This is a genomic window from Chitinolyticbacter meiyuanensis, from assembly GCF_008033135.1.
In the GTDB taxonomy this organism is placed as follows: domain Bacteria; phylum Pseudomonadota; class Gammaproteobacteria; order Burkholderiales; family Chitinibacteraceae; genus Chitinolyticbacter; species Chitinolyticbacter meiyuanensis.
The window spans coordinates 3671436-3695203 of record NZ_CP041335.1; the positions used below are offsets into that span (position 1 = coordinate 3671436).

Genomic DNA, 23768 nt, shown 5'->3' on the forward strand with positions numbered 1-23768 from the left:
GGAGTTCCCCGGCAGCAGCGTGGCCGAGAGCAGTGCCGAGCCGAACAGCGTCAGCGGCCAGCCCCAATCCGCCGCAATCAGAACGCGAACTCCTCGCCGGCATGCAGCGCAATCGCCTGTGCGAGATCGGTATAGAACTCGCCCTCGCCACGAGTATTGCGCCAGCCGCCATCGCCATGGCGATAGTGGTAGCCACCGCTCTTGGCAGCGATCCACAGCTCCTGGTTGGCGGCATGGCGATTGACGATGACCTTGGAGCCGTCGTCGAACTCGATCTCGAGCACATTGCCGGCGCGGAGCGTGTCGACGTCGAGGCCCGCAGCATCGAGCGCGGATTCAATGCGGGCGAATACGGCGTCGGTCAGCGTCAGGAATTCGGATTCGGTCATGGGAGCGACTAGGGTGCGTGATAACATCGCGATTTTGCCACCAACGGCCTGACTGATGCGCGCCACCCTGATGCTGTTCGCCGCCCTGACGCTCGCCGCCTGCGGTTTCAAGGGCAACCTCTACCTGCCCGATGGCGTGCAGTCCGGTCCCGCCATCCGCACCACGCCGGTCACCGTCACCCCGGTTGCCGGAGCCGTTACTCCGCCACCGGCACTGACCGCATCCAGCCTGTAGTCCTTCAGTGCCCGGCGCGCTGGCGTTGCCGGTACTGCCAGGGCGGTAGCGGCTGCCTGCCCTGCCATAAACCCAGTCCCTGGCTGCGCGCATTGCGCTCGGCAGCGGCGTAGTGATCAAAATCCTCGCCTGGCTGTTTGTCCTCGGCATAGCGCGTGTAGTGCCAAGCCAGCCCCCGCCGCAACAGCGCGAGATTCACATCCTCGGCTCCGCGCCAGACTCGCGCCACGCCGCGACCGTAGCGATCGACATCGACCACCTCGGCCCGCACCTCGCGGCCATAGACCTCGGCCGATAGCTGCCACTTGGCGGCACTGCCGTAGGCCTGTGCCTTCTCCGGAGCATCGACGAAAGCCAGCCGCAATCGGTGCTCGACGAGCTGCGCATCGAGCAACGTCAGCGTATCGCCATCGGCCACGCCGATCACCCGGCCCTGCAACAACTCGCCGCGGCTGGGTTCGCTGCGCGGGAAGTCGACATCGAGGCAGCCCGCCAGCAGCAAGCAGGTCAGGCACAACCAGCGCAGCATCAGCGCTTCCTGAGCGCACGCCATAGCAGGCGCGGCCAGTCACTGGCGCCCAGCGTGGGCCGGTGACGGAACATGTCGTACTGCGCCTGCTGCAGCTTGGTAAGGATGGCATCGCCGCCGAGCACCGTCAGCCGTAGCTCCAGCCCGATCCGCCCCGGCAGTTGCATGGCGAGCGGCGCACCAGCCTGCAGCATGCGGCGGGTACGGTCGACCTGGAAGGCCATCAGTTGGCGCCACGCGCCGTCGGCCTTGCCGGCAGCGATCTGTTGATCGGTCACCCCATAGCGCGCCATCTCATCCTGCGGCAGGTAGACCCTATCCTTTTGCCAGTCGATGGCGACGTCCTGCCAGAAATTGATCAACTGCAGCGCAGTACAGATGCCATCGGACATCGCCAGCTTACGTTCATCGCGCTCGCCGAAGAAATGCAACAGGATGCGCCCGACCGGATTGGCCGAGCGCCGACAGTACTGCACCAGCTCGCCAAAATCGGCATAGCGCGTCTTGACCACATCCTGCTCAAAGGCCGAAATCAGATCGTGGCACAGCGCCACCGGCACTTGATACTGCGTCAGCACGGGCGCCAAAGCTCGGTAACGCGCGGTCTGCGGCGCTTCGCCAGCCTCGATGCGCGTGAGTTCGGCATGGCATTCGGCCAGTGCCGCCAGCCGTTGCTCCGGCGCGGCGTCGCCTTCATCCGCCAGATCGTCGGCATGTCGCGCAAAGTGATAGACCGCTGCCACCGCCTTGCGGTAGCGCCTCGGCATCAGAATGGAGGCGACCGGGAAGTTCTCGTAATGCTCGACCGACGATTGCGCGCTGATTCCAGCCATAAGCAAACCTGACGAACGGCGATAGCAAATCACACTTTGACGGCTAAAGTCAGATAGCGAGACATGCTCTCGTCATTTAACAAAGGAGGGAGTAAAGATGAAGCAATGGCTGGCCGCGCTGCTGTGCAGCGCATTCCTGACCACCACCGCCTGGGGCGCGGTGGATATTAACACCGCAACCGCCGCCCAGCTTGAAGCGCTGCCGGGTATCGGCGCCTCCAAGGCCCAGGCCATCGTCGACTACCGCAGCAAGAACGGGCCGTTCAAGTCGACCGACGATCTCAAGAACGTACCCGGCATCAAGGAAGGCACCTACGCCAAGATCAAGGGCGAGGTGTCGGTCGGCAAGGGTGCCCCCGCCAAACCGGCGGCGGCCAAACCAACCGCCGCACCCAAACCCGCAAAATAAACGCTGCGATATCAGGGCGTGCCACTCGCGCCCTGATCAACCCTGCGGTGCAGTGATCTCGGCAAGCGGCACATCCTTCAGCAATGCAGCCAGTTCCACCGCCGAACGCACGCGCAGCTTGGTGTAGATGCGGGCGCGGTGCACTTCCACCGTCTTGATGCTGATGTCGAGCGCATCGGCGATCTGCTTGTTCAGTTTCCCCGCCAGCAACTCGCGCAGCACCTCACGCTCGCGCGGTGTCAGCTCGGACAGGCGCACATTCAGGTTCTGCCGGGCTTCCCAATCGCCGCGGTTGGCCGCGTCGTCCAACAAGGCTGCCTCGACCTTGGCAACCAAGGTGCGGTGATCGCACGGTTTTTCCAGGAAATCGGTCGCGCCCTCCTTCACCGCCGACACCGCCATCGGCACGTCACCATGGCCGGTGAGAAAGATCACCGGTGGCAGGTAGGGCTGGGCCTTGAGCCGGTCGAACAGCTCGAGCCCACTGATGCCGGTCATGCGCACATCGATCACCAGACAGCCATAGGCCGGCGGATGGGCGCGCGCCAGGAAGTCCTCCGCGCTCTCGAAGGCTTCAGCCTCCCAATCGCGTGTTTCGAACAGCAGGGTCAGCGCGTCCCGCACGGCGACATCGTCGTCGATGATGGCGATGGTTCTCATGTTTCCTCACTGGTAGCGAGCTCGCTTGCCAGCGGCAAGCGGCAGATGAAACGGGTGCCGCCGCCCGGATTGGGCTCGACACGCAAGTGGCCACGGTGCTGCTCCAGCACCGAGCGGCAGATATTGAGGCCCACGCCCAGCCCTTCGGCCTTGGTACTGAAAAAGGGCTGAAAGGTCTGGCTGGCCTGTGGCATGCCAGGCCCCGTGTCGGCAATGCTCACTTCGAGCGCATCGTCGAGCAATTCGGCCCCGATGTGGATGTCGCGCGGGTGGCCAGTCGGCATGGTCGCCATCGCCTCCAGCCCGTTCTTCAGCAGATTGAACAGCACCTGTTCCAGCATCACCGCGTCGCCGGGGAAGGGTGGCAAGGGTTTGGGCAACACGACCGAGATCCGGGCGCGGGTCTGGCGGGTGAGTGGTTCAAGCAATTGCAGCGGGACCGCCAGCACCGCGTCGAGTCGACACGGCTCGGTGCGCGGCGCCCGCTTGGCGACGAAATCGCGGATGCCGCGGATGATCTGGCCGGCACGGCGCGCCTGCTCGCCCATCTTCACCATCACCTCGCGGGCACGCTCGACGCGCGGTTTTTCCAGCGCCAGAAGCTCCTCACCGGCCGCGGCATAGCTACCGATGGCCGCCAAGGGCTGGTTGAGCTCGTGCGCGAGGCTCGACGCAAGCTCGCCCATGCTGACAAGCCGCGCGGTGTGTTGCAGCTTCTCGCTCTGCAGCCGCACCACCTCGGCAGCGCTGCGCTGCTCGGTGATGTCGGAGGCGATGTCCAGCCATACCCGGCGACCATCGACCCAGTCGATCGCACGACGCTGCACGTGATACCAACGTCCGGAGACGGTATCGACGCAATCGGCGCCAAGCGAACCGTTGGGCAACAGCGGCACCAGGCAATAGTCGCCTTCCTCGAACAGTGCGAAGGTATCGGCATGATGGCGGTTGCGGTAGAGGCCGCGGCCGGTGGCCGCATCGGTCACCGACACCGCCGCCTCCAGTCCTTCCAGCACGGTGAGCAGCTGGGTGCGCGATGCGGCCAGCGCTTCGCGCTCACGCTTGATCTCGGTCACGTCGTACAGCGAGGCCATCCAGCCGCGCGACTCGCCGCGGCCATCCACCAGCCGGCTGGAATACAACCGCACGTCGAAGCGCTCGCCATTGCGGCGCATGAAGCGCAGCTGAAAGCCATTGGCCGGTGCCTGCCCTTCGAGGATGCCGCGGTATGCCGCCGCGCACTCCTCCAGCGCTTCCGGCGCCCAGTACGGCATCGGCGGCACATGGCCGAGCAGCTCCTCGGCCTGCCAGCCCACCATGCGACAGAAACCGGGGTTCACGTAGATGATGCGGCCGTCCTTGTCCATGGCGCGCAAGCCGGTGACCAGCGAATCCTCCATTGCCGCACGAAAGCGCATCTCGTCCTGCAACGCGGCTTCAGCCTGCTGCCGTTCCTGCATGCGCTGGCGCAACAGCAGCAACATCCACCACAGCAGTGCCAGCAATACGATCACCGAAGCGAGCAGCCACACATGCCGCACCGAGGTGGGCGCCTCGCGAATGCCGGCCACCAGCTTGAGGCCATGGCCCGGAGGCTCGAAACCGACCTCCTGCGTGGTTGCTTCCGGCTTCAGCTCCACGCCGGTTGGCGCCAGCACGCCGCCACGCCCATCGATCAACTGCAGATCGTAGCGCTGCACCATCCACCAGGGAATGCGCTGCTGCAGCAGTTGCGACAGTGAATAGGTGGCCAGCACCGCACCGGTGTACACAGTGCCGGTGAAATAGGGCACTACCAGCACCACCATGGGCTCGTTACGCTGGATCACATTGGAATAGACCGCGTGCCCCAGCGCCGCCGCACCGTCGACCGCTTCCTGCAGCTGATCATCCTCCAGCGGCACCAGGCTGTTGGGCCGGCCGCTGTAGACCGGCAGGCCACCGACGCGGACGTTGCGCGCATCCAGATATTCGACCGACAACAGCTCGGGGTTCACCTTCATCAGCGCATCGGCCCGGGCATTGAAGTCGCGAATGCTCAGCGCCTCGGCGGCGAGGCCATAGGCCAGGTTCTCCAGCACGTTCTGGTTGGTCTGCAGATGCAGGCGGATGCCCTGTTGTTGCCACAGCAGATCCTGCGCCAGCGTGGACTCCTGCGCTTTGTGCGTCTGGCGGTAATCCATCCAGGCATAGCCCAGCAACACCAGCATCACGAGGCCGATGGCCGTGTGGGCCAGCAACCAGGGCAGTCGGCCCTGCCAGTGCAAGGGGGAGTGATGGGAAGGCATGCGGCTAGGATAGTCGCAGCCGCCCGGATACTGCCATGCGGACTAACCCATGGCTGCGGCGGATGCGACAACGCCGCCCGAAGGCGGCGTTGTCAGGACAAACCCAATTGCCAACCGATCAGTCGCGGCTGTTGCCCGAGAAGGCCGACAGCAGGCTGAGCAGGCTGGTGAACAAATTGTAGATGTCGAGGTAAAGCGCCAGCGTGGCGGTCACGTAGTTGGTCTCGCCACCGTTCACGATCTGGCTCACGTCATACAGGATGTAGGCCGAGAACAGCAGCACGCACACCGCCGAGATCGTCAGCGACAGTGCCGGGATCTGCAGGAACAGGTTGGCGACGACTGCCAGCAGCACCACGACAAGGCCGATGAACAGAAACTTGCCCATGAAGGAGAAATCCTTCTTGGTCACGGTCGCGATGGTCGCCAGCGTGAAGAAGATCGCGCCGGTACCCACAGCGGCCATGCCGATCAGCTCGGCGCCGTTGGCGAACGTCAGCACGCGCTGCAGCATCTGCGACAGCCACAAGCCCATGAAACCGGTCCAGGCCAGCAGAATGACCACGCCCAGCGGGCTGTTCTTGGTGCGCTCGATCGCGTAGAACGCGCCGAAGCTCACGCCCATGAACAGCAGCAGGCCCCACATCAGGCTCATGTGGAACTGCAGCGCGATACCGGCCATCGCGCCGATCGCAGTCGGGATCATCGTCAGCGACAGCAGGTAGTAGGTGTTGCGCAGAACCCGGTTGCGCTCAACAGCGAGCGAGGCGCCGCCCCACTGGTTGGCGGTATTGGATTGCATGGTCATCGTCTCCGATTGTTGGATCGCAGCATGTGCTGCTCAGGGCATAAGATGGCGGGAAAGTCTGAAAAGTTCAAGTCAGCGATGACAACGTCACTCGCCCAGCCATGCCGCGAGCTCCACCGGCGCGGTGCCATGCAAGGCTCGGGGCTGCCAATGCGGCAAGCCGTCGCGGTTGATCAGCTTGGCGCGAATGCCTTCTTGGAAGTCGCCGTAGCGCAGCGCATGGTGCGCGATGCGTGTCTCCAGCGCCCAGAGCGCATCGTCGTCCAGTTCCCGCGCAGCGTGCTCCAGCAGGTGGATCAACCAGGCCGAGCTGGGTGAACCGGCATAGAACCGGCCGGCGCCCTCGCCGAATTCGGGGGTATCGAGTACATCGCGCAAGCGGTCGGCGATCTCGGGCAGGCTGCCGTGGCACAGCGTATCGATCCGTGCTGCCAGCGGTGCCCAACGCGCCGCCGGCAATGGGCACGGGTGCGCCGCCGCCCATGCCGACAAGGCCTCGCGCAGCAGGATGGCATCGAGATCCGGCTGCCCTTGCCACGGCAGCGCCTGCAGCCAGGGCTTGAGCTGTGGCCGCAGTGCATCGGGCAACGCCACATGCGCCGCGCCGGACCACAGCGCGTCGGCCGCGTTCAGCTCGCTCGCGGTCAACGCCAGCCAGCGCCCCAGCCTTCCCGGCAATTCGTGCAGCCAGCGGCTGGCGCCGACGTCGGGGAACAATCCGATACTGATCTCGGGCATCGCCAGCCGCGTCGACTCGGTGACGATGCGGTGATGCGCGGCGGCGAAGAGCCCCCAGCCGCCGCCCATCACGATGCCCTGGCCCCAGGCCAGCACCGGTCGAGGGTAGGTGCGCAGGTCGCGGCACAGGCCGTACTCCTCGGCGAAGAAGGCATCGCCGTCCGCCAAAGCACCGGGCGCCGTCATTGCGTGATGCAGCGCCTTGAGATCGCCGCCGGCGCAGAAGCCGCGCGCACCGGTACCGACGAGCATGATGGCGACCACCGATGCGTCGTCCTGCCAGCGCAGCAACGCCTCATCCATGCTGCGCACCATGGCCAGCGTCTGCGCATTGAGCCGCGCCGCACTATCGAGTTGCAGCACGCCCAACTGGAAGCCGTTGTCGGTGGGAATCAGGTCACAGTGGATCATGAAGGGAAAGTCGGACGGTGAAACGACAACGGCAGCCTAGCGCCGCCGTTGTCGTTTGCGCATCGGGGATGTTCCGCAGCGCGCCGTTTGAATCAGCAGACGATTAGCCGGTGCCACCCACGGTGAGGCCACCATCGATGCGCATCGTCGGCTGGCCGACGCCCACCGGCACGCTCTGCCCTTCCTTGCCACAGGTCCCCACGCCCGGATCGAGCGCCAGATCGTTGCCGATCATGGTGACCCGGGTCAGCACGTCCGGGCCGTTGCCGATCAGCGTTGCGCCCTTCACCGGGTATTGCAGCTTGCCATCCTCGACCCACCACGCCTCAGCGGCGGAGAACACGAACTTGCCGCTGGTGATGTCGACCTGGCCACCACCAAAATTGACCGCATAGAGGCCCTTCTTCACCGAGCCGATGATCTCCTGCGGATCGGCATCGCCCGCCAGCATGATGGTGTTGGTCATGCGTGGCATCGGCAGATGAGCGTAGCTCTCGCGCCGGCCATTGCCGGTCAGCGGCATGTTCATCAGCCGCGCGTTCAGCGCATCCTGAATGTATCCCTTGAGGATGCCGTCCTCGATCAGCACGGTGCGCTGCGTGGGATTGCCTTCGTCGTCGATGTTGAGCGAGCCGCGGCGATCGGCGATGGTGCCGTCGTCGACCACGGTCACGCCCGGCGCAGCCACCCGCTGGCCGATCTTGCCGGAGAACGCACTGGACCCTTTGCGGTTGAAATCACCTTCCAGGCCATGGCCGATCGCCTCGTGCAACAGGATGCCGGGCCAGCCATTGCCAAGCACCACCGTCATTTCACCGGCGGGCGCCGGCCTTGCCGACAGGTTCAGCAACGCCTGGTCCACCGCCTGCTTGGCATAGCGCTCGACGATCTCATCATTGAAATAACCGTAGTCGAAGCGACCACCACCGCCGGCGCCGCCCTGCTCGCGCCGACCGGCCTCCTCGACGATGACCTGTACCGACAGGCGTACCAGCGGGCGTACGTCGGCCGCACGATGGCCGTCGTGGCGGGCAACGAACACCACCTCGTATTCCGAGGCCAGGCTGGCCATCACCTGCACCACACGGGGATCGAGTGCACGCGCTGCCCGCTCGAGCTTTTCCAGCAGCGCCACCTTGGCCGCTTCATCAAGGCTGGCAAGCGGATCGATAGGCCGATACAGCGTGTGGCCAGTGTCGGGCCGGGCGATCACCGCAGTACCATTGCCACCTTGGCGACCGATGGCGCGGGTGGCGCGGGCCGCCTCCAGCAAGGGATTGAGGCGGATGTCGTCGGAGTAGGCAAAGGCGGTCTTCTCGCCGGATACCGCGCGCACGCCCACGCCCTGGTCAATGTTGAAGCTGCCGGATTTGACGATGCCCTCGTCCAGGCTCCAGGCCTCGGAGCGGCTGTACTGGAAATACAGGTCGGCGTAGTCGAGATCATGCCGCGCCAACTCGCCGAACACGCGCTCGAGCGCGGCATCGTTCAGGTCGAACGGGGCAAGCAGGGTCTGATCGGCGATCGCGAGGGCGTTCATTGCATCTCTCTGGAAAAACGTTGGATGACCGACAGTGCCAGCGCCACGCGGCATTGGCAAGCACGCGTGGGCAGATGCGGCACCCGCCGGGGTGGTCTCACAATCGGCGGTGCTGCAGCGCCGGCAGCGTCTTGCGCACGCGCTCCAGCTGGCTGGCCTTGAGTTCGGCCTGGACCACGCCTTCGCCTTGCGGCAGCACATCGAGCAACTGACCCCAAGGGTCGGCGATCAGGCTATGGCCAAAGGTCTCACGCCCGGTTGGATGCACGCCGCCCTGGCCGGACGCGACCACGTAGCACTGGTTTTCGATGGCACGGGCGCGCAGCAGCACTTCCCAGTGCGCCCGGCCGGTGGTGGCAGTGAATGCGGCCGGCAGCGCCCAGATGTCGAGCTGCTCGCGGCGAAACAGCTCGGGAAAACGCAGGTCGTAGCACACTGCCAGCCCAACGCGACCGAACGGGGTATCAAAAGCCACCGGCTCGGCGCCCGGCACAATGGTGTCGGCCTCGGCATAGCGTTCGCTGCCGTTATCGAAGCCGAACAGATGAATCTTGTCGTAGCGCGCGACGCAAGCGCCAAACGGATCGAAAGCGAGGCAACTGTTCCTCACACGGCCCGCATCGTCACTCGCCAATGGGATTGTGCCGCCGACCAGCCAGATGCCATACCGTGCCGCTTCGCCCGCCAGGAAATCCTGCAGCCGGCCGTTGCCATAGGTCTCCTGCACGGCCAGCTTGTCGGTATCGCGCGCACCCATGATGGCAAAGTACTCCGGCAACACCACCAACTGCGCACCACGCCCGGCCGCCTCGGCAATCAGCCGGGCAGCGGTAGCCAGGTTGTCCGCCACCTCCGGCGTGGAAATCATCTGGATGGCGGCGGCGGTGCAGGTCAACATGCTAAGGGCTCCGTTCAGCGCGGTTTGCCGAAATCCGGCACCAGGTTATCGATACTGCGCACGCGCTTCACCTGTGGATCGCGCATGCTGCCGGTAATCTCGTACTCATAGGCAATGAGGTTGCCGATCGGGTCTTTCAAGGCCCGCTGCAGCAGGAAGGCGGCCACACCCGCCAGCGGATTGACCACACCGGCGGCGATCGCCACGGTATCGCCGACCACCGGCACGATGCGTACCCTGAGGTTCTGCGTGCCGGCCACGATATTGGCCTCGCCCTTGAACAGCACCTGCGCGCCAGGCCCGGCGATGGTCAGGTCCTGGGTGCGGGCAATGCCCTTCTCGATGGTGGCCTCGCCCTTGATCTGGTCGAACTCGAAGCCATCGGAGAACACATCGCGAAAATCCAGCTTCACCCGCCGCGCCAGCGACTGCAGGCTGAGCACCGACAACAGCCGCGCCGCGCCCGGATCGATCTTGGCGAACTGGCCCGCGGCGATGTCGAGCTTGAGCGAGCCCTGCATGGTGGCCAGGTCCGGCGGGAACGGCGCCCCCTCCCAGGCCACTTCGCCGGAGAACGAACCCGGCGCGCGCCGCACGGTATCCGGATAGCCTAGACGCCCCAGCAATCGGCCGAAATCGGGGCTCTTGATCTCGAAGCGGCCGGACACACGTGAGCGTGCATCGGCGCGACGCCACAAACCGTTCAACGATAGTTCGCCATCGTCGCTGGTCAACGTCACATCGTTCAACCGCCAGTTGCCGGCCTGCGGCATGGCGGCGATGCTGAGCTGGCCCAGTGGGCGGTTCTCGTATCGGAAATCCTCCACCGCCAGTCGCAGTGAAGGCCATTGTGGCTCGCCCGTGACTGGCGCCGCGCTGGATCCGGCACGCGCGTCGGCAGCACGCTCGCCCTCCTCCCGCGCCAGCGGCAACGACAGCCGGCTCAGCTTCAGATCCAGGAGCGGCGGCACGCCGGCATTGGCCGAGCGCCAGGTGAAGCGACCGTCCGCCTGGTCCGACGCCAGATTGCCCTGCCAGCCCGCATCCTGGCGCTGCAATGCGAAGCGCACATTGCTCAACAACCGCCCGCCTGCCTTCACCTTGTCAAAGACCAGCTGCGCGCCCGCCAGCGACACGCCGCCTTCGCCAGAACCGGCACCGGCACCGGCACTAGCCAGCGCCAACCACGGGTCGAGATCGAGTACGGGCCAGCCACCGACCAGCGCGATGCCCGTCCGGTCCGGTAGTTTGGGCACGATCGATCCCAACCCCACCGTGCCGCGCCAGTCGTTGCCCGCCTTGGCCACCACCAGTTGCAGCAGCTTGCCGTAGCCGAGCTCAAGCTCCTCGCGGCCGCCACTGCCACCGCCGTTGACAACGAGGCGCAGTGGCCGTGCCTCGCCGGGCGGCTTCGCCAGTGGCGACGGTAGATCGAAACGGGCGCCCGTCAGCGGCGTATCGATCTCGAAGCGATAACCCTGATTGCCGGCGACCAGCTTGCCGCGATAGTCGATGGCACCACTGACCCGCTCGGCCAGCGGCAGACCATAGCGCTGCCAGGTATCGCGTACCTTGGCCTGGCCAGCGAGCTGCAAGGTGAAGTCACCGCCCTGCACTGCCCCGGAGAAACGACTGGTGCCGCCCAGCGCCTGCGCCTGCCCATCCTGGATGGCGAGACCTTGTTCGGTGAACACGATCTCGCCGCTGGCGGCGGTCAGCGGCGGTACCGCACCGCCGAATTCCAGCGCGTTGTCGCGAAAGCGGTATTGCCCGGCCACCCGGGCCGCTACGGCGTCGTGCAGGGGAATATCGAGCTTGAGCGCCAACTCCCCCTGCCCCTGGGCTTTGAGCCCATCGACATAGGCCTGGGTGACTGCATGCAGCGGCGACGTGCGCAGGAAGCCGAGGAAGTCGCGCGTCCCCGCCGTACTATTGCCATCGGCCAGCAGGTGCGGCTCGTGTGCGCCCAGATCGGGAATCGCAACGCGGGTATCGTGCAACGGCACCGCACCGATCATGGCGCGGTCAGCGCGGATGTCCATGCGCTGGCCGTGGAAATCGAGCTCGCCAGCGATACCGCTCAGCATCGGCCAGCCCGGTGCGTAGTCGAGCGCCACATCGCGCGTCTTGGCCGTGATGCGGAACTGACCGCCAGCGTCGTTGGGGAAAGGGAACTGCGCCAGCGGGCCCAGCACGCGGATCCTGCCATCGTAGGCCTGGCCCGACTTCAGCGCGCCGGTGAGCCAGGCCAGCGTCTGCTCGCCGATCACCCGCGGCAGGTAGGCATGGACCCGTGCCGCGTCGAGCCGTGCGATGGTGCCGGTCAGGTCGAGCAAACCGGGCCCGTGGCCGTCGTAGCGATAGCGAGCACTGGCACCCAGCGAGACATCGTCGTTGGCGAGCGCCAGCCGCTTCATCTGCACGGTCCAGCCGCCGCTTTCGCGGCGCCAGTTGCCGTCGAGCTCGAACCGGTCCAGCGACAACGGACCGACGAACAGGCGCGGCAGATCGGCCAGCAACTGGCGACTCTGCAGACCGGCCGAGCCACCACGCTCGTCGAAGCGGGTTTCGACATCGACGCCCGCCAGGCGGGTCACAACGTCGCCCCAGCCAAGGCTGGCGCCGGCCAGCCTGATCTCGCCCTTGTAGCGCTTAAGATCATCCTGCCATCGCAACGAAGCCTGCGCCACGCGGCCGCTGGCCGACAACGGCGCCAGCCGCTGCTGCCATGCAGCGGGCAACCACGGCCGGTAACCGAGCATGGGCGCGATATGCCAGCCGGCCAGCTGCAGCTGCTGCTCATGCCCTCGCGCGCTGTAGTGGAGCGTGCATTGCTCGCAGGCCAGGCCACGCTCAGCCACGATGCGATCTGCTGAGAGGCTGAGTTGGCGGCCATCGGCGCTACCCTGCCAGGAAAGTCGGCCATCAAAACGCGGCAATGTCAGACGATGGTCACCCTGCGTCCAGCGCAGTCCTTGCAGCAATACATCGCTATCAGCGGCGTCGATCCGCCCTGCCGCCACATGCACCGACAGCCGCCCATCGAGCCGGCCCGATACGCGCGATACCGGCAACGGCTGACCCGGCCAGCGCGCGACCAATGCTCCAAGGTCCAGCTGCTTCAGCGTCAGCTGCGCATCGCCCTGCCATTCGGCCCAGCGGGCCAAGCCGTCGCCACGCCAGTTGGCGGAGAGCGCCAGTCGCCCTCCCAGCGTGGCGGGCGGTGTCACCCCCAGTTGCAGGCGGTGGCGGCCAAACAGGCGGCTCAGCCGTAATTCGACTTGGCGCAGCGCCAGCGGCTCATTGCCATGCAGCGCATCGATCCACAGCAATTCGCCACCGCGTATTTCCACCTCGCGCTGACTGAGCACCCAGTCGAGGAAACGATGGTCGCCGCCGCCACCCGGCGTCAGGCTGAAACCGGCGACATGCCAGACGCCCGAGGCGTCGCGGGCAACTGCCAGCCGCGGCGTGCTCAATGTCAGCCGGCGAAACTGCACATCTCCGATCACCAGTGCCCACCACGACAAATCTACCTCGACCCCCGGCAGCGTCAACGCTGGCGTGCCATTGGCGGCGTGTACCACTACGCCGTGGATGGCCAGATGCGGCCGGATGCCGCGCCAGCCGCCGGCAAGGCGGGCCAGGGTAATGCGGCTGCCGCTCGCCTCGCTCAGCTTGCGCTCGATCGTCGGCCGGAAGGTCTCCAGCCTGGGGATGAAGTAGAACTGCCAGGTAGCCGCCAGCAGCGCCAGTGCCACTGCGGCGAAGAGCAGCAGTCGGTAGAAGGCGCGCCAGTGCCAGTGCAGCAGTCCTTGCGCCTTGCGCAGCAGGCCCCGCACGGCGTCGCGCGATGGAATCAGGGAAACATGCGACATTGCGGGCCAACGCACGCGCCCTTGCGGCACGCGGCTGTGTTAGGGTTAGTCGGACCGGGCTCGCCACGGCGGGCCGTCGGCGCGAACCGCAATATTCTAACCGCTTTCGATTCCAGTCCCATGAGCGACGTTGTGACTCTTCCCACGCTGGCGCCTGCCCTCGCCCACAGCCGGTATCTGGAGCGCCTGTTCCAGCGTGCGCCTGCACTGGCCGATGCGACCGCCGCCCAGCTCGATACACCATTCCTCGCCGACGAGATGCATGCCTGGCTGGCCCCGCCGGCCGAGGACGAAGCGGGCTTCATGCGCCAGCTGCGCCAGCTGCGGCAGGCTGTGATGGCGCGGCTGATCGCCCGCGAGCTCTCCGGCCGCTCCGACCTGGCCGAAGCGGTCGCCAGCGTCAGCGATCTCGCCGAGGTTACCGTACAGGCGGCACTGGCGTGGTGCGAGGCGCGCGAGACACGCTACGGCCGTCCGATCGGCGCCGACAGCGGCGAGGTACAACAACTGATCGTGGTCGGCATGGGCAAGCTTGGTGGGCGCGAGCTCAATGTGTCGTCCGACATCGATTTGATCTTCGTCTACGACGAGGACGGCGAGACCGACGGCGCGCGCCGCATCAGCAATCAGGAATACTTCGCGCAGATCGGCAAGCGCCTGATCAAGCTCCTGGCCGATGTGACCGAGGACGGTTTCGTGTTTCGCGTCGATATGCGACTGCGGCCGTTCGGCGATGCCGGCGCGCTGGTCTCGAGCTTTGCTGCACTGGAAAACTATCTGCTGACGCAAGGGCGCGAGTGGGAACGCTATGCCTGGATCAAGGGCCGCGCGCTGACCGGCGATGCTGCAGGCTTGGCCGAGCTGATCACGCCCTTCGTCTATCGCAAATACCTCGACTACGGCGCCTACGCGTCGATGCGCGATCTGCACAGCCAGATCCGCCGCGAGGTCGCCCGTCGCGACATGGCCGACAACATCAAGCTCGGCCCGGGGGGCATCCGCGAGATCGAATTCATTGCCCAGGTGTTTCAGCTGATTCGTGGCGGCCGGGTGAAGTCGTTGCAGGAACGCAGCACCCGGACCACGCTCGACGAGCTGGCACGGCTCGGCCTGCTGCCACAGGATGCCGTCGCCGAGCTGCAGGCGGCCTACCAGTACCTGCGCGATCTGGAACACCGGCTGATGTACATCGACGATGCCCAGACACAGAACCTGCCAGGCAATGCCATCGACCAGGCCCGCATCGCCGCCAGCATGGGGCAGGCGGACTGGACCGCCTTCAGCAATGAGCTCGACGCGCACCGCACCGTGGTCACCCGGCATTTCGAACAGGTGTTCGTGCTACCTGAAGGGCAGGACCGCAATCACCCGCATGCCGCGCTGTGGCAGCAGGCCGACCAGTGTGATGGCACGACGCAGGGTCTGGCCGAACTCGGCTATACCGATGCCGCCGACCTGCAGCGCCGGCTCGCCGCCTTCCGCAACGGCAGCCGCTATCAGCAGATGAGCGCCCGCAGCAAGCAGCGGGTCGATGCCATCCTGCCGCCGCTGATCGAGGTCGCCGCCGGCTATCCGAATCCGGATGCCACCTTCACCCGCATTCTCGACCTGCTGGAAGCCATCGGCCGGCGCGAATCCTATCTCGCGCTGCTCGCCGAGCATCCACAGTCGCTGCAGCGGCTGGCCAGCCTCTACAGCGCCAGCCCGTGGGTATCGCAATACCTGACCCGCCACCCCATCCTGCTCGATGAGTTGCTCGATCCACGTCTACTCTATCTCTCGCCGGACTGGGCAGCACTCGGTCGCCAGCTGCGCGAGGAGCTGGCCACGCTGGGCGACGATGTCGAAGCCAAGATGGACGCACTGCGTCACTTCCAACATACGCAGGTGTTCCGCCTGGTGGCGCAGGACATCGCCGGGCACGTGACCCTGGAAACGCTATCCGATCACCTGTCGGACCTGGCGGACCTGATCCTGTCCTGCACTGTCGAGCACGCTTGGCTGGAACTTGCGCGCAAGCATCGGGACGGCGCGCATTTCGCGGTGATCGGCTACGGCAAGCTTGGTGGCAAGGAGCTGGGCTATGCCTCCGACCTCGACCTGGTGTTCGTCTACGACGACGATCACCCCGATGCGGCCGAGACCTACGCGCGGCTCGCCAAGAAGATCGTCAACTGGCTGAACGCGCCGACCTCGGCCGGCATGCTGTACGACATCGACCTGCGCCTGCGCCCCAACGGTACGTCCGGACTGCTGGTGTCGACACTCGATGCTTTCGAGTCCTACCAGTGCGAATCAGCCTGGGTGTGGGAACACCAGGCGCTGACGCGGGCCCGTTTCGTTGCCGGCGACGCCCGCATCGGCCAGAGCTTCGAGGCGGTGCGCTGTGCCATCCTGCGGCGCGAGCGCGACCTGGATGCGCTGCGCATCGAAGTGATCCAGATGCGCAACCGCATGCTGGAAACCCATCCCGCACGCGTTGCCGACGTGAAGTACTGCCGCGGTGGCATCGTCGACGTCGAGTTCATCGTGCAGTACCTCGTGCTCGGCCATGCCCATCGCCACGCCGACCTCACCGCCAATCGGGGCAATATTGCGCTGTTGGCCACCGCCGCCGGTCACGGCCTGATCGATGCGCAGCTCGCCGAGCGGGCTCGGCACGCCTATCGTGAACTGCGCCGCCTGCAGCACCGCAGCCGGCTCTCCGGTAGCGCGCTGCAGCCCGAAGCGCTGATCCCGCTTGCCGACGGGCTCGCCGCAGTCCGCGAACTGTGGCTGCAGCTGTTCGCTGAAACGCTGGAGGATTGAAGGAACACGCACATGTTTGCAGGACGCTCGTGGGACGACTGGATCGCTGAATACGCGCAGAGCCACCGCCATCCGGTGAACCGGCTCTGCCATAGTTTCGGCATTCCGATGATTGCCGCCTCGATCCCGTTGTTCTTGCTGGCGCTCTGGTTCGACGGTTTCTGGATCTGGCCCACCCTGTTGTTCGTGATCGGCTGGATCCTGCAATTCATCGGGCATGTCTTCGAGGGCAAGCCACCCGAATTCTTCAAGGACTGGCATTTCCTGTTCGTCGGCCTGCGCTGGTGGTGGGCCAAGATGCGCGGTCGCGCCTAGAGTCCGTGGCTCCGGAAACGACAAAGGCGCCCGCGGGCGCCTTTGTGTCGGCCAGAACGACGATCAGTTGGGGAACGAGCAGAAATCCACGCTGGCCGCACCACCCGGCAGGTATTCGCCAAGCCAGGACATCTCCATCTTGATGTGATCGACCAGCGACACCACGTGGCGCGGATCGGTGCTGGTGGCAAACCAGAATTCCTTGCGCCACACCTCATCGGCGTCGCCGCGCGCCGTCGCACCGGGGGTGAGCTCGTCGCGCGAGCGACCGCGCTTGGCATAACCCACCGCAGCCAGCAGATCACCCAGTTCATCGGAGCCCTGCGATACCTCGACCACGAATGCGGCCATGCCGGGCGAAAGTTGCTGGAGGTTGACGTAAGCATGGGTTTCCAGTGACTGCTTGCGTGCCATTTCCCGTAGACAGTGGGCGCAGGGGAAGGCTGCGCGGATCAGATACGCTTCGTCCTGTTCGAACAGCGGGCCGTTGCTCAATGGGTGCCCGCAGCGATGCGTCAGTTTGCTGCTGCCAAGTCTGTCCATCACGCATTACCTTCCGTCTGTCTGATGAAATGCATTTTACACAGCAAGACAGGAAAAAGAAAAGGCACCCGAAGGTGCCTTTTCCATTTTCTGCAACAAAATCCGGCGTTTGCTGGATACCGCCTGTCAGCTTGCGGCTTAAGCGGTCGGCTGCGGATTGCGCAGGCGGATGTGCAACTCGCGCAGTTGCTTCTCGTCCACCGCGTTTGGCGCGTTGGTCAGCAGACACTGCGCACGCTGGGTCTTGGGGAAGGCGATCACGTCGCGAATCGACTCGGCGCCAGTCATCAGCGTGACCAGACGGTCGAGGCCGAACGCCAGGCCGCCGTGCGGCGGCGCACCGTACTTCAGGTTGTCGAGCAGGAAGCCGAACTTGTTCTGCGCTTCTTCCTCGCCGATGCCGAGCGCTTCGAACACGGTCGACTGCACCTCGGCCGAGTGGATACGCACCGAGCCGCCGCCCATTTCCCAGCCGTTCAGCACCATGTCGTAGGCGCGCGCCTTGCAGGCACCCGGATTGGTCTGCAACAGTTCCAGATGCTCTGCCTTCGGCGAAGTGAACGGGTGATGGCAAGCATTCCAGCGCTTGCCATCCTCGTCGTACTCGAACATCGGGAAATCGACCACCCACAGCGGCTTCCATTCGCGCTTGAAGTAGCCGCCCGCCTCACCGCGCTCGTGGCCAATCTTGATGCGCAGCGCGCCAATGGCCTCGTCGACGATCTTGCGCTTGTCGGCACCGAAGAAGATCAGGTCGCCGTTCTGCGCGCCGGTGCGCTCGATGATGGCCTTGAGCGCCTCGTTCGACAGGAACTTGACGATCGGCGCCTGCAGGCCGGAGTTGTCCGGATCGTTGCTGATGTTGGCAACGTCGTTGACCTTGATGTAGGCGAGGCCCTTGGCACCATAGATGGCAACGAACTTGGTGTACTCGTCGATCACCGAGCGGCTGAAGTCCGCGCCGCCCGGAATGCGCAGGCCAACCACGCGGCCGCCGTCCATGTCGGCAGCGCCGCGGAACACCTTGAATTCCTCGGTCTTCATCACGTCGGTCAGTTCGGTGAACTTGAGGTCCACCCGCAGATCGGGCTTGTCCGAGCCGTAGTAGAACATCGCGTCGTCGTACTGCATGCGCGGGAATTCGCCGAGGTCGACGCCGATGGCCTCCTGGAACACGTGGCGCGCCATTTCCTCGGTGATGCTCATGATCTCGTCCTCGTTCAGGAACGAGGTCTCGATATCGATCTGGGTGAATTCGGGCTGGCGATCAGCACGCAGATCTTCGTCGCGGAAGCACTTGGTAATCTGGTAGTAGCGATCGAAGCCGGCCACCATCAACAGCTGCTTGAACAGCTGCGGCGACTGCGGCAATGCGAAGAACTGGCCGTCGTGCACGCGGCTTGGCACCAGGTAGTCGCGCGCGCCTTCGGGCGTCGAGCGAGTCAGCATCGGGGTTTCGATATCGATGAAGCCCTTGCTGTCGAGGAAGTTGCGCACCAGCAGCGCCACCTTGTAGCGCAGGCGCAGGTTCTTCTGCATGGCCGGGCGGCGCAGGTCGATCACCCGGTTCTGCAGCCGGGTCATTTCCGACAGGTTCTCATCGTCGATCTGGAACGGCGGCGTAACCGCGGTGTTGAGCACCACGATGTCCTTGGCCAGCAGCTCGATTTCGCCCGAGACCAGGTTCTTGTTGGCGGTGCCAGCGGGGCGGGCACGGACCAGGCCGGTGATCTGCAGCACGTATTCCGAACGCGAGGCGTCGGCGGTCTTGAAAGCGTCGGGGGTATCCGGATCGATCACCACCTGCAGCAGGCCTTCACGGTCGCGCAGGTCGATGAAGATCACGCCGCCATGATCACGGCGACGATGGGCCCAGCCCTGCACGGTCACGGTCTGGCCCAGGTAACGGGTGTCGATCAAACCACAGTAGTCGGTACGCATGTGAATGCTCTTTCGTTTCGGTTTTGAAGGCAGCGCAGGCGCTGCGGGCAAAGCGCTATGGAATGGATTTTGGGGCGGGTTGAACCGGAACTGGCTCAACCCGGCAGATTGGGTTCGGGTGCTTCGAGCAAGGCGGCCGGACGGGCCGCGGGCGTGACCACGCCCATCGAAATCACGTACTTCAGCGCCTCGTCGACACTCATGTCGAGCTCGCGGACATCCTCGGCACGCACCATGATGAAGTAACCCGAGGTGGGGTTGGGCGTGGTCGGCACGTAGACGCTAACGTACTCGCCCTCAAGCTGGGTCGCGACTTCGCCGCCGGGCACGCCGGTGAGGAAGGCGATGGTCCAGCTGCCCTGGTGCGGGAACTGCACCAGCAGCGCCTTGCGAAAGGCCTCGCCGGAATCGGAGAACAGCGTATCCGACACCTGCTTCACGCTGGAATAGATCGAGCGGACGATGGGAATGCGGTTGAGCAGGCGCTCGCCCATGATCAGCAGGCGCCGGCCCAACACGTTCGCCGCCACCACGCCGGTGAGCAGCACCACGAACACGGTCAGCACCACGCCGAATCCGGGGATGGCACGGCGCTGCGACAGCCAGGGCATCGACGGCTCGAGCATGCGCAGCAACCAGTAATCCGGCCGCCAGCTATCGGGCAGGATCGCGCCGATCTGGTCCATGGTGCCGACCACCAGCTGGATCACCCAGATGGTGATGGCGAGCGGCACCCAGATCAGCAGGCCGGTCAGCAGGTAGCGCTTGAACCGGTCCATTGCGGTTTCACGAGGTTCAATGGCAGGCACAGCCACCCGCCGCACATGCCCCGCCGGCAGCCGGCGCAGGAGCGGCTTCGGCCGCCTGGGTGGCAGGCGCGCTGGTACCGCCCGAACCGCCACGGAAATCGGTGGCATACCAGCCGGTGCCGGTCAGCTTGAAGCCCGCCGCGGTCACCTGTTTGGTATAGCTTGCGGCATGGCAGCTGGGGCATTCGGTCAGGGCGGTGTCGCTCATCTTTTGCAGATGCTCGTCCTTGTGGCCGCAACTCGTGCATTGATAGGCGTAGATCGGCATGGCGTAATCCGTGTGTTCCTTTGCAATCCGGCATGTGGCTGAACGTCTGCGCTAAGCCACGGAAAACACGCGATTATACCCGAAGCCCCGCCCGCTTGCGGCAACTGCCGCCCGCGCCGATGGCGCGGCAAAGCCGTTCAGTAGACGTCGCGTCGGTAACGCCCGGCAGCAGCGAGCTCAGCCAGGGTATCGTCGCCGAGCAGCTGCTTCAGCGAGTCGGCCACGCCGCCGGCCATGCCGGCAAGGCTGCCGCAGACCAGGATCGCCGCGCCTTGCGCGATCCAATCACGGACCAGTGCGCCCTGCTGCTGCAGGCGATGCTGCACGTATTCGTGCGCTTCGCCATCACGCGAATAGACAAGGTCCAGCCGCGCCAGCACGCCCGAATGCTGCCAGGCAGCGAGCTCGTCGGCGAACACGGCGTCGTGCGCGGCATTGCGCTCACCAAACAGCAGCCAGACCGGCGCGCCACGCTGCGCGGCACGGGCCTTGAGGTGGGCGCGCAGGCCGGCAATGCCGCTGCCGTTGCCGATCAGGATCAGCGGCACATCAGCGGCCGGGCCATGAAAACCACGGTTTTCACGTACGCGTACGGCAATGGCGCCGCCGATACGCGCATGCTCGGTCAGCCAGCCCGAGCCCATGCCAAGCCGGCCGCCGTTATCGCGTTGTTGGCGCACCACCAGTTCCAGCCTGCCGTCTTCGGGCAAGGATGCGATCGAATACTCGCGATGCGGCAATGGGGGCAAGGCGGCCAGCAAGGCCGCTACATCCATGCCCTGCAGGCCAGCCAGCGACTCAGGCCACTGCCGCCGGGCCAGCGCGCGACGTTGCACCGGGTCGGCCACCACCAGTCCGAGATCGGCCAGCCACGGCGTCAGCGCCGCATCATCATGCGCGGGGCCGATCTCGACCAGATCGCCGGCCTGCCAGCTTGCATCGACCGGCGTCTGCAACGCGACGAGGTAGAGTGGATCACCCGCGCTGCCTGGGTTGAGCAGTTGCCGTTCCAGCAACGGCCACTCCTGATAGTCGGGCGGCGCCCAATCGTCGATCTCGACGTGGCCGGCCACAGCAGCCAGCTGTTGTTGCCAGTGCCGCAGCGCGGCCGGATCGCCGTTGTCGACCTCCACAAGGTCGAACAGGGCATGCGCTCCAGCCTGCTGCAGCCAACGGTCGAGCACATAGCCGAACGCGCAATACTGGCGGTAGCTGCGGTCGCCCAGCGCCAGCACGCCATAGTGCAATTCATCCAGCCGGGGCTGCAGTTGCATGATGCGGGTAACGAAAGCTGCGGCGGTATCCGGTGCATCGCCCTCACCCGTGGTGCTGACGACGAACAACACGCGACGCAGCGCTAGCAGGCGGCCGGCGTCGAGCGTGGCCAGCGGCAACAGGCCACATTGCAGACCAGCGTGTTGCAGGGCTGCCTGGGTTTGTTGCGCCAGCAGTTCCGCATAACCGGTCTGGCTGGCGTGGACTACGGTCCAGTCACCCACCTCCTCGACTTCGGCCGGCCGTTGCCGGGCGCGGTGGCGCCAGGCGATGACGCCACAGAATCCGGCGTAGACCAGCAGCACCAGCAACATGGCCGGCGCGCGCACGGCGGGCGCCAGCGCCGCATGCGCCAACGCCGGCAGGCCGAACAGAACGACGGCGAGCGCACGCATCAGGCCAGCATCTCCATCCAGGCCACCGATTGCGTGACCGTGCCGTCGCGGCCGACCACGCGTGCGGCCAGCCGCTGCTGGTCCGCCAGCGCAATTGCCGTTGCCGGCGGCAGCACCGTCAGCGCAGTGGCCCAGGCATCGGCCAGCATGCACTCCCGGTGCAGTACGGTCACGGCGGCCGGCGCTTCAAGCAGCGGTGCGCCGGTTTTCGGGTCCAGCGTATGGGCGTAGTAGCGCCCCGCATGCTGAAAGCCGCGGTGATAATCCCCGGACGTCGCAACCGACAGGCCGTGCAGCGCCACCATGGCAGGGGCCAGCGCGATACCGTGCGGCGCCTCCAGCTCCACCCACCACGGCTGGCCATCAGGCTTGATGCCGAAGCCGCGCAACTCGCCGCCGACCTCGATCAGATGACTGGGGTAACCAAGCCGCGCCAGCGCTAGCGCCAGCCGGTCCACCGCGTACCCCTTGGCAATGCCGGAAAAATCCAGCGCGAGGCCACCGGGCTGCTGAGCGCGGTGCGTCGCCAGCTCGAGCTGCAGGTGCTGCCAGCCACTGCGTGCCCGGGCGGCGTCTACCTCCGCCTCGCTTGGCGGCGCAGCGCGCGGGCCGGGCGGGCCAAAGCCCCACAGGTCGATCAGCGCACCGAGCGTGGGATCGAACGCGCCATCACTGAGCCGCGCCAAGGCCAGCCCGGTGCTCAGCACCTGCCAGAACGGCTCGGGCAGCACATGCCAGCTCCCAGCAGCGGCATGGTTGAAACGGCACAACAGGCTGTCCGGTTGCCAGTGGCTCATCTGGGCGACGACGAGACCCAGCTCTGCCTGCAGCACCGCCTCGATGCTCGCGAGATCACAACGGGCCGGGCCGCAGAAGCGGACCGACCACGTCGTACCCATGGTCTGGCCGGCGAGCGCGTGCACCGTCCCGGCGAGCGGCTGCGGCACGAAGGCCGCCGGCTCGACCGGGATCAGCAACTGGCGCTCGACGGCGAGACTCACTGCGGCAGCACTTCCAGCGTGGCGGTGTAGGCGAGGCTACGCTGCTTGGCGGCCTTCACGCTGACCTTGTCGTCCTGCACATCCGCATCGAGCCAGTACATGCCGGCCTGCGGGAAGGCAACGGCGAACTTGCCATCCTTGTCAGTGGTGACCTTGATCTCGTCCTGCGCATTGCGATAGCGGCGCTCACCGCGCACCAGCGTGACTTCAACACCCGCAGCCGGCTTGCCATCGACCAGGAACTGGAAGCTGGCCTTTTCGGCGGCGATCAGGTCATTCGGATGGGTGATGGGCTGCAGCTCCAGGCCCTTGCCGCTGACCTTCAACGCCGACGGCGCACCGACCGACACGAAGCTTTCCAGGCGGCTGATGGTTTCCGACACCTGCAGGTCCGGCGCATCGGCCGGCACTTCCTTGGCAAAGGCCTCGGCAGTGCCCATCCAGCGCTTGGGCTTGTCGCCTTCCTTCCAGTTGGCACGGATGCCGGCGCGGACCAGCTCCAGGCGATAGGTACCCTTCTGTTCCAGCTTCACGTCGAAGGTCGAGCGCAGCTCTCCCTTGCTGACGTTCGCGGGCGCCACCTTGCTGCCATCCGGCGCAACGATGACCAGCGGCTCGATGGCGAGCGGGCGATGGTTGAAGTGGAACATGTCGTTCGATACGGCGGCATCGACGGTGATCCACTGCGGCGACGACAGCACGGTGCTGGACGGCACCATCCAGTAGCTGTGCGCCTGGGCTGCGGTGGAAACGGCAAGGGCGGCGGCCAGCGCCAACAGCTTGAATGTACGTTGCAT

21 protein-coding genes are annotated in these 23768 nt (G+C 65.7%); 4 read left to right on the top strand and 17 right to left on the bottom strand.

Features of this window, described 5'->3' with window-relative positions; all coding sequences use genetic code 11:
* Nucleotides 1–77: 77 nt before the first annotated feature.
* Nucleotides 78–389 (bottom strand): iron donor protein CyaY, encoded by a 312-nt coding sequence (gene cyaY / locus FLM21_RS17460; RefSeq protein ID WP_148716790.1) that lies wholly within the window; start codon nt 387–389, stop codon nt 78–80.
* A gap of 55 nt (nt 390–444) precedes the next feature.
* Here cyaY and lptM point away from each other — a divergent pair, with 55 nt between their 5' ends.
* Nucleotides 445–624: an LPS translocon maturation chaperone LptM gene (lptM, locus tag FLM21_RS17465; RefSeq protein WP_148716791.1), complete on the top strand. Its 180-nt coding sequence runs from the start codon at nt 445–447 to the stop codon at nt 622–624.
* A gap of 4 nt (nt 625–628) precedes the next feature.
* On the opposite strand, the gene FLM21_RS17470 is transcribed toward lptM, so the two are convergent.
* A complete protein-coding gene (locus FLM21_RS17470) occupies nt 629–1153 on the bottom strand; it encodes a thermonuclease family protein (RefSeq protein WP_148716792.1) in 525 nt (174 codons plus the stop codon).
* A complete protein-coding gene (hpnC, locus tag FLM21_RS17475; RefSeq protein WP_148716793.1) occupies nt 1153–1986 on the bottom strand; it encodes a squalene synthase HpnC in 834 nt (277 codons plus the stop codon). Before hpnC ends, FLM21_RS17470 begins: the two co-directional genes overlap by 1 nt.
* Nucleotides 1987–2083: 97 nt before the next feature.
* Between hpnC and FLM21_RS17480 the strand changes: the two genes are divergently transcribed.
* On the top strand, nt 2084–2395 hold the full coding sequence (locus FLM21_RS17480; protein WP_148716794.1) for a ComEA family DNA-binding protein: 312 nt from the start codon (nt 2084–2086) through the stop codon (nt 2393–2395).
* 36 nt (nt 2396–2431) lie between these two features.
* On the opposite strand, the gene FLM21_RS17485 is transcribed toward FLM21_RS17480, so the two are convergent.
* The 7 genes from FLM21_RS17485 to FLM21_RS17515 form a co-directional block, all read right to left on the bottom strand.
* A complete protein-coding gene (locus tag FLM21_RS17485) occupies nt 2432–3055 on the bottom strand; it encodes a response regulator transcription factor (protein WP_148716795.1) in 624 nt (207 codons plus the stop codon).
* On the bottom strand, nt 3052–5343 hold the full coding sequence (locus FLM21_RS17490; RefSeq protein ID WP_148716796.1) for a PAS domain-containing sensor histidine kinase: 2292 nt from the start codon (nt 5341–5343) through the stop codon (nt 3052–3054). The genes FLM21_RS17485 and FLM21_RS17490 overlap by 4 nt, the downstream gene beginning before the upstream one ends.
* A 118-nt stretch (nt 5344–5461) precedes the next feature.
* Nucleotides 5462–6145, bottom strand: coding sequence for a Bax inhibitor-1/YccA family protein (locus FLM21_RS17495; protein WP_148716798.1), 684 nt, complete (start codon nt 6143–6145; stop codon nt 5462–5464).
* A gap of 93 nt (nt 6146–6238) precedes the next feature.
* Complete coding sequence (locus tag FLM21_RS17500) at nt 6239–7300, bottom strand: enoyl-CoA hydratase/isomerase family protein (protein ID WP_148716800.1); 1062 nt, start codon at nt 7298–7300, stop codon at nt 6239–6241.
* A 103-nt stretch (nt 7301–7403) separates the two neighbouring features.
* Complete coding sequence (gene tldD / locus FLM21_RS17505; RefSeq protein ID WP_148716802.1) at nt 7404–8840, bottom strand: metalloprotease TldD; 1437 nt, start codon at nt 8838–8840, stop codon at nt 7404–7406.
* A 97-nt stretch (nt 8841–8937) separates the two neighbouring features.
* Nucleotides 8938–9738, bottom strand: coding sequence for a carbon-nitrogen hydrolase family protein (locus FLM21_RS17510; protein ID WP_148716804.1), 801 nt, complete (start codon nt 9736–9738; stop codon nt 8938–8940).
* Nucleotides 9739–9752: 14 nt separating this feature from the next.
* Nucleotides 9753–13616, bottom strand: coding sequence for a YhdP family protein (locus tag FLM21_RS17515; protein ID WP_148716805.1), 3864 nt, complete (start codon nt 13614–13616; stop codon nt 9753–9755).
* A 120-nt stretch (nt 13617–13736) separates the two neighbouring features.
* On the opposite strand from FLM21_RS17515, the gene glnE reads away from it, so the two are divergent.
* Nucleotides 13737–16424, top strand: a complete 2688-nt coding sequence (gene glnE / locus FLM21_RS17520) for a bifunctional [glutamate--ammonia ligase]-adenylyl-L-tyrosine phosphorylase/[glutamate--ammonia-ligase] adenylyltransferase (RefSeq protein WP_148716806.1) — start codon at nt 13737–13739, stop codon at nt 16422–16424.
* A 12-nt stretch (nt 16425–16436) separates the two neighbouring features.
* Nucleotides 16437–16739, top strand: coding sequence for an Mpo1-like protein (locus FLM21_RS17525; protein WP_148716808.1), 303 nt, complete (start codon nt 16437–16439; stop codon nt 16737–16739).
* Nucleotides 16740–16802: 63 nt separating this feature from the next.
* On the opposite strand, the gene FLM21_RS17530 is transcribed toward FLM21_RS17525, so the two are convergent.
* From FLM21_RS17530 to FLM21_RS17560, 7 genes are all read right to left on the bottom strand, one after another.
* The gene (locus tag FLM21_RS17530) at nt 16803–17285 is read right to left on the bottom strand and encodes a hypothetical protein (protein WP_148716809.1); all 483 of its coding nucleotides are present in this window, start codon (nt 17283–17285) and stop codon (nt 16803–16805) included.
* A 135-nt stretch (nt 17286–17420) separates the two neighbouring features.
* Nucleotides 17421–19223, bottom strand: a complete 1803-nt coding sequence (aspS, locus tag FLM21_RS17535; RefSeq protein ID WP_148716810.1) for an aspartate--tRNA ligase — start codon at nt 19221–19223, stop codon at nt 17421–17423.
* Between the two features lie 95 nt (nt 19224–19318).
* The gene (locus FLM21_RS17540) at nt 19319–20038 is read right to left on the bottom strand and encodes a DUF502 domain-containing protein (protein WP_373281777.1); all 720 of its coding nucleotides are present in this window, start codon (nt 20036–20038) and stop codon (nt 19319–19321) included.
* Nucleotides 20019–20300 (bottom strand): FmdB family zinc ribbon protein, encoded by a 282-nt coding sequence (locus tag FLM21_RS17545; RefSeq protein WP_148716812.1) that lies wholly within the window; start codon nt 20298–20300, stop codon nt 20019–20021. Before FLM21_RS17545 ends, FLM21_RS17540 begins: the two co-directional genes overlap by 20 nt.
* Before the next feature lie 137 nt (nt 20301–20437).
* Nucleotides 20438–21970 carry a sulfite reductase subunit alpha gene (locus FLM21_RS17550; protein WP_148716813.1) on the bottom strand — a complete coding sequence of 511 codons (1533 nt, stop codon included), beginning with the start codon at nt 21968–21970 and terminating at the stop codon, nt 20438–20440.
* On the bottom strand, nt 21970–22971 hold the full coding sequence (locus tag FLM21_RS17555) for an FAD:protein FMN transferase (RefSeq protein WP_222846721.1): 1002 nt from the start codon (nt 22969–22971) through the stop codon (nt 21970–21972). The genes FLM21_RS17550 and FLM21_RS17555 overlap by 1 nt, the downstream gene beginning before the upstream one ends.
* The gene (locus FLM21_RS17560) at nt 22968–23768 is read right to left on the bottom strand and encodes a DUF4198 domain-containing protein (RefSeq protein WP_148716814.1); all 801 of its coding nucleotides are present in this window, start codon (nt 23766–23768) and stop codon (nt 22968–22970) included. Before FLM21_RS17560 ends, FLM21_RS17555 begins: the two co-directional genes overlap by 4 nt.

Excerpts from the sequence above, each read along its gene's own strand:
- cyaY (WP_148716790.1), bottom strand. The coding sequence starts at position 389 with ATGACCGAATCCGAATTCCTGACGCTGACCGACGCCGTATTCGCCCGC.
- lptM (WP_148716791.1), top strand. The coding sequence starts at position 445 with ATGCGCGCCACCCTGATGCTGTTCGCCGCCCTGACGCTCGCCGCCTGC.
- FLM21_RS17470 (WP_148716792.1), bottom strand. The coding sequence starts at position 1,153 with ATGCTGCGCTGGTTGTGCCTGACCTGCTTGCTGCTGGCGGGCTGCCTC.
- hpnC (WP_148716793.1), bottom strand. The coding sequence starts at position 1,986 with ATGGCTGGAATCAGCGCGCAATCGTCGGTCGAGCATTACGAGAACTTC.
- FLM21_RS17480 (WP_148716794.1), top strand. The coding sequence starts at position 2,084 with ATGAAGCAATGGCTGGCCGCGCTGCTGTGCAGCGCATTCCTGACCACC.
- FLM21_RS17485 (WP_148716795.1), bottom strand. The coding sequence starts at position 3,055 with ATGAGAACCATCGCCATCATCGACGACGATGTCGCCGTGCGGGACGCG.
- FLM21_RS17490 (WP_148716796.1), bottom strand. The coding sequence starts at position 5,343 with ATGCCTTCCCATCACTCCCCCTTGCACTGGCAGGGCCGACTGCCCTGG.
- FLM21_RS17495 (WP_148716798.1), bottom strand. The coding sequence starts at position 6,145 with ATGCAATCCAATACCGCCAACCAGTGGGGCGGCGCCTCGCTCGCTGTT.
- FLM21_RS17500 (WP_148716800.1), bottom strand. The coding sequence starts at position 7,300 with ATGATCCACTGTGACCTGATTCCCACCGACAACGGCTTCCAGTTGGGC.
- tldD (WP_148716802.1), bottom strand. The coding sequence starts at position 8,840 with ATGAACGCCCTCGCGATCGCCGATCAGACCCTGCTTGCCCCGTTCGAC.
- FLM21_RS17510 (WP_148716804.1), bottom strand. The coding sequence starts at position 9,738 with ATGTTGACCTGCACCGCCGCCGCCATCCAGATGATTTCCACGCCGGAG.
- FLM21_RS17515 (WP_148716805.1), bottom strand. The coding sequence starts at position 13,616 with ATGTCGCATGTTTCCCTGATTCCATCGCGCGACGCCGTGCGGGGCCTG.
- glnE (WP_148716806.1), top strand. The coding sequence starts at position 13,737 with ATGAGCGACGTTGTGACTCTTCCCACGCTGGCGCCTGCCCTCGCCCAC.
- FLM21_RS17525 (WP_148716808.1), top strand. The coding sequence starts at position 16,437 with ATGTTTGCAGGACGCTCGTGGGACGACTGGATCGCTGAATACGCGCAG.
- aspS (WP_148716810.1), bottom strand. The coding sequence starts at position 19,223 with ATGCGTACCGACTACTGTGGTTTGATCGACACCCGTTACCTGGGCCAG.
- FLM21_RS17545 (WP_148716812.1), bottom strand. The coding sequence starts at position 20,300 with ATGCCGATCTACGCCTATCAATGCACGAGTTGCGGCCACAAGGACGAG.
- FLM21_RS17550 (WP_148716813.1), bottom strand. The coding sequence starts at position 21,970 with ATGCGTGCGCTCGCCGTCGTTCTGTTCGGCCTGCCGGCGTTGGCGCAT.
- FLM21_RS17560 (WP_148716814.1), bottom strand. The coding sequence starts at position 23,768 with ATGCAACGTACATTCAAGCTGTTGGCGCTGGCCGCCGCCCTTGCCGTT.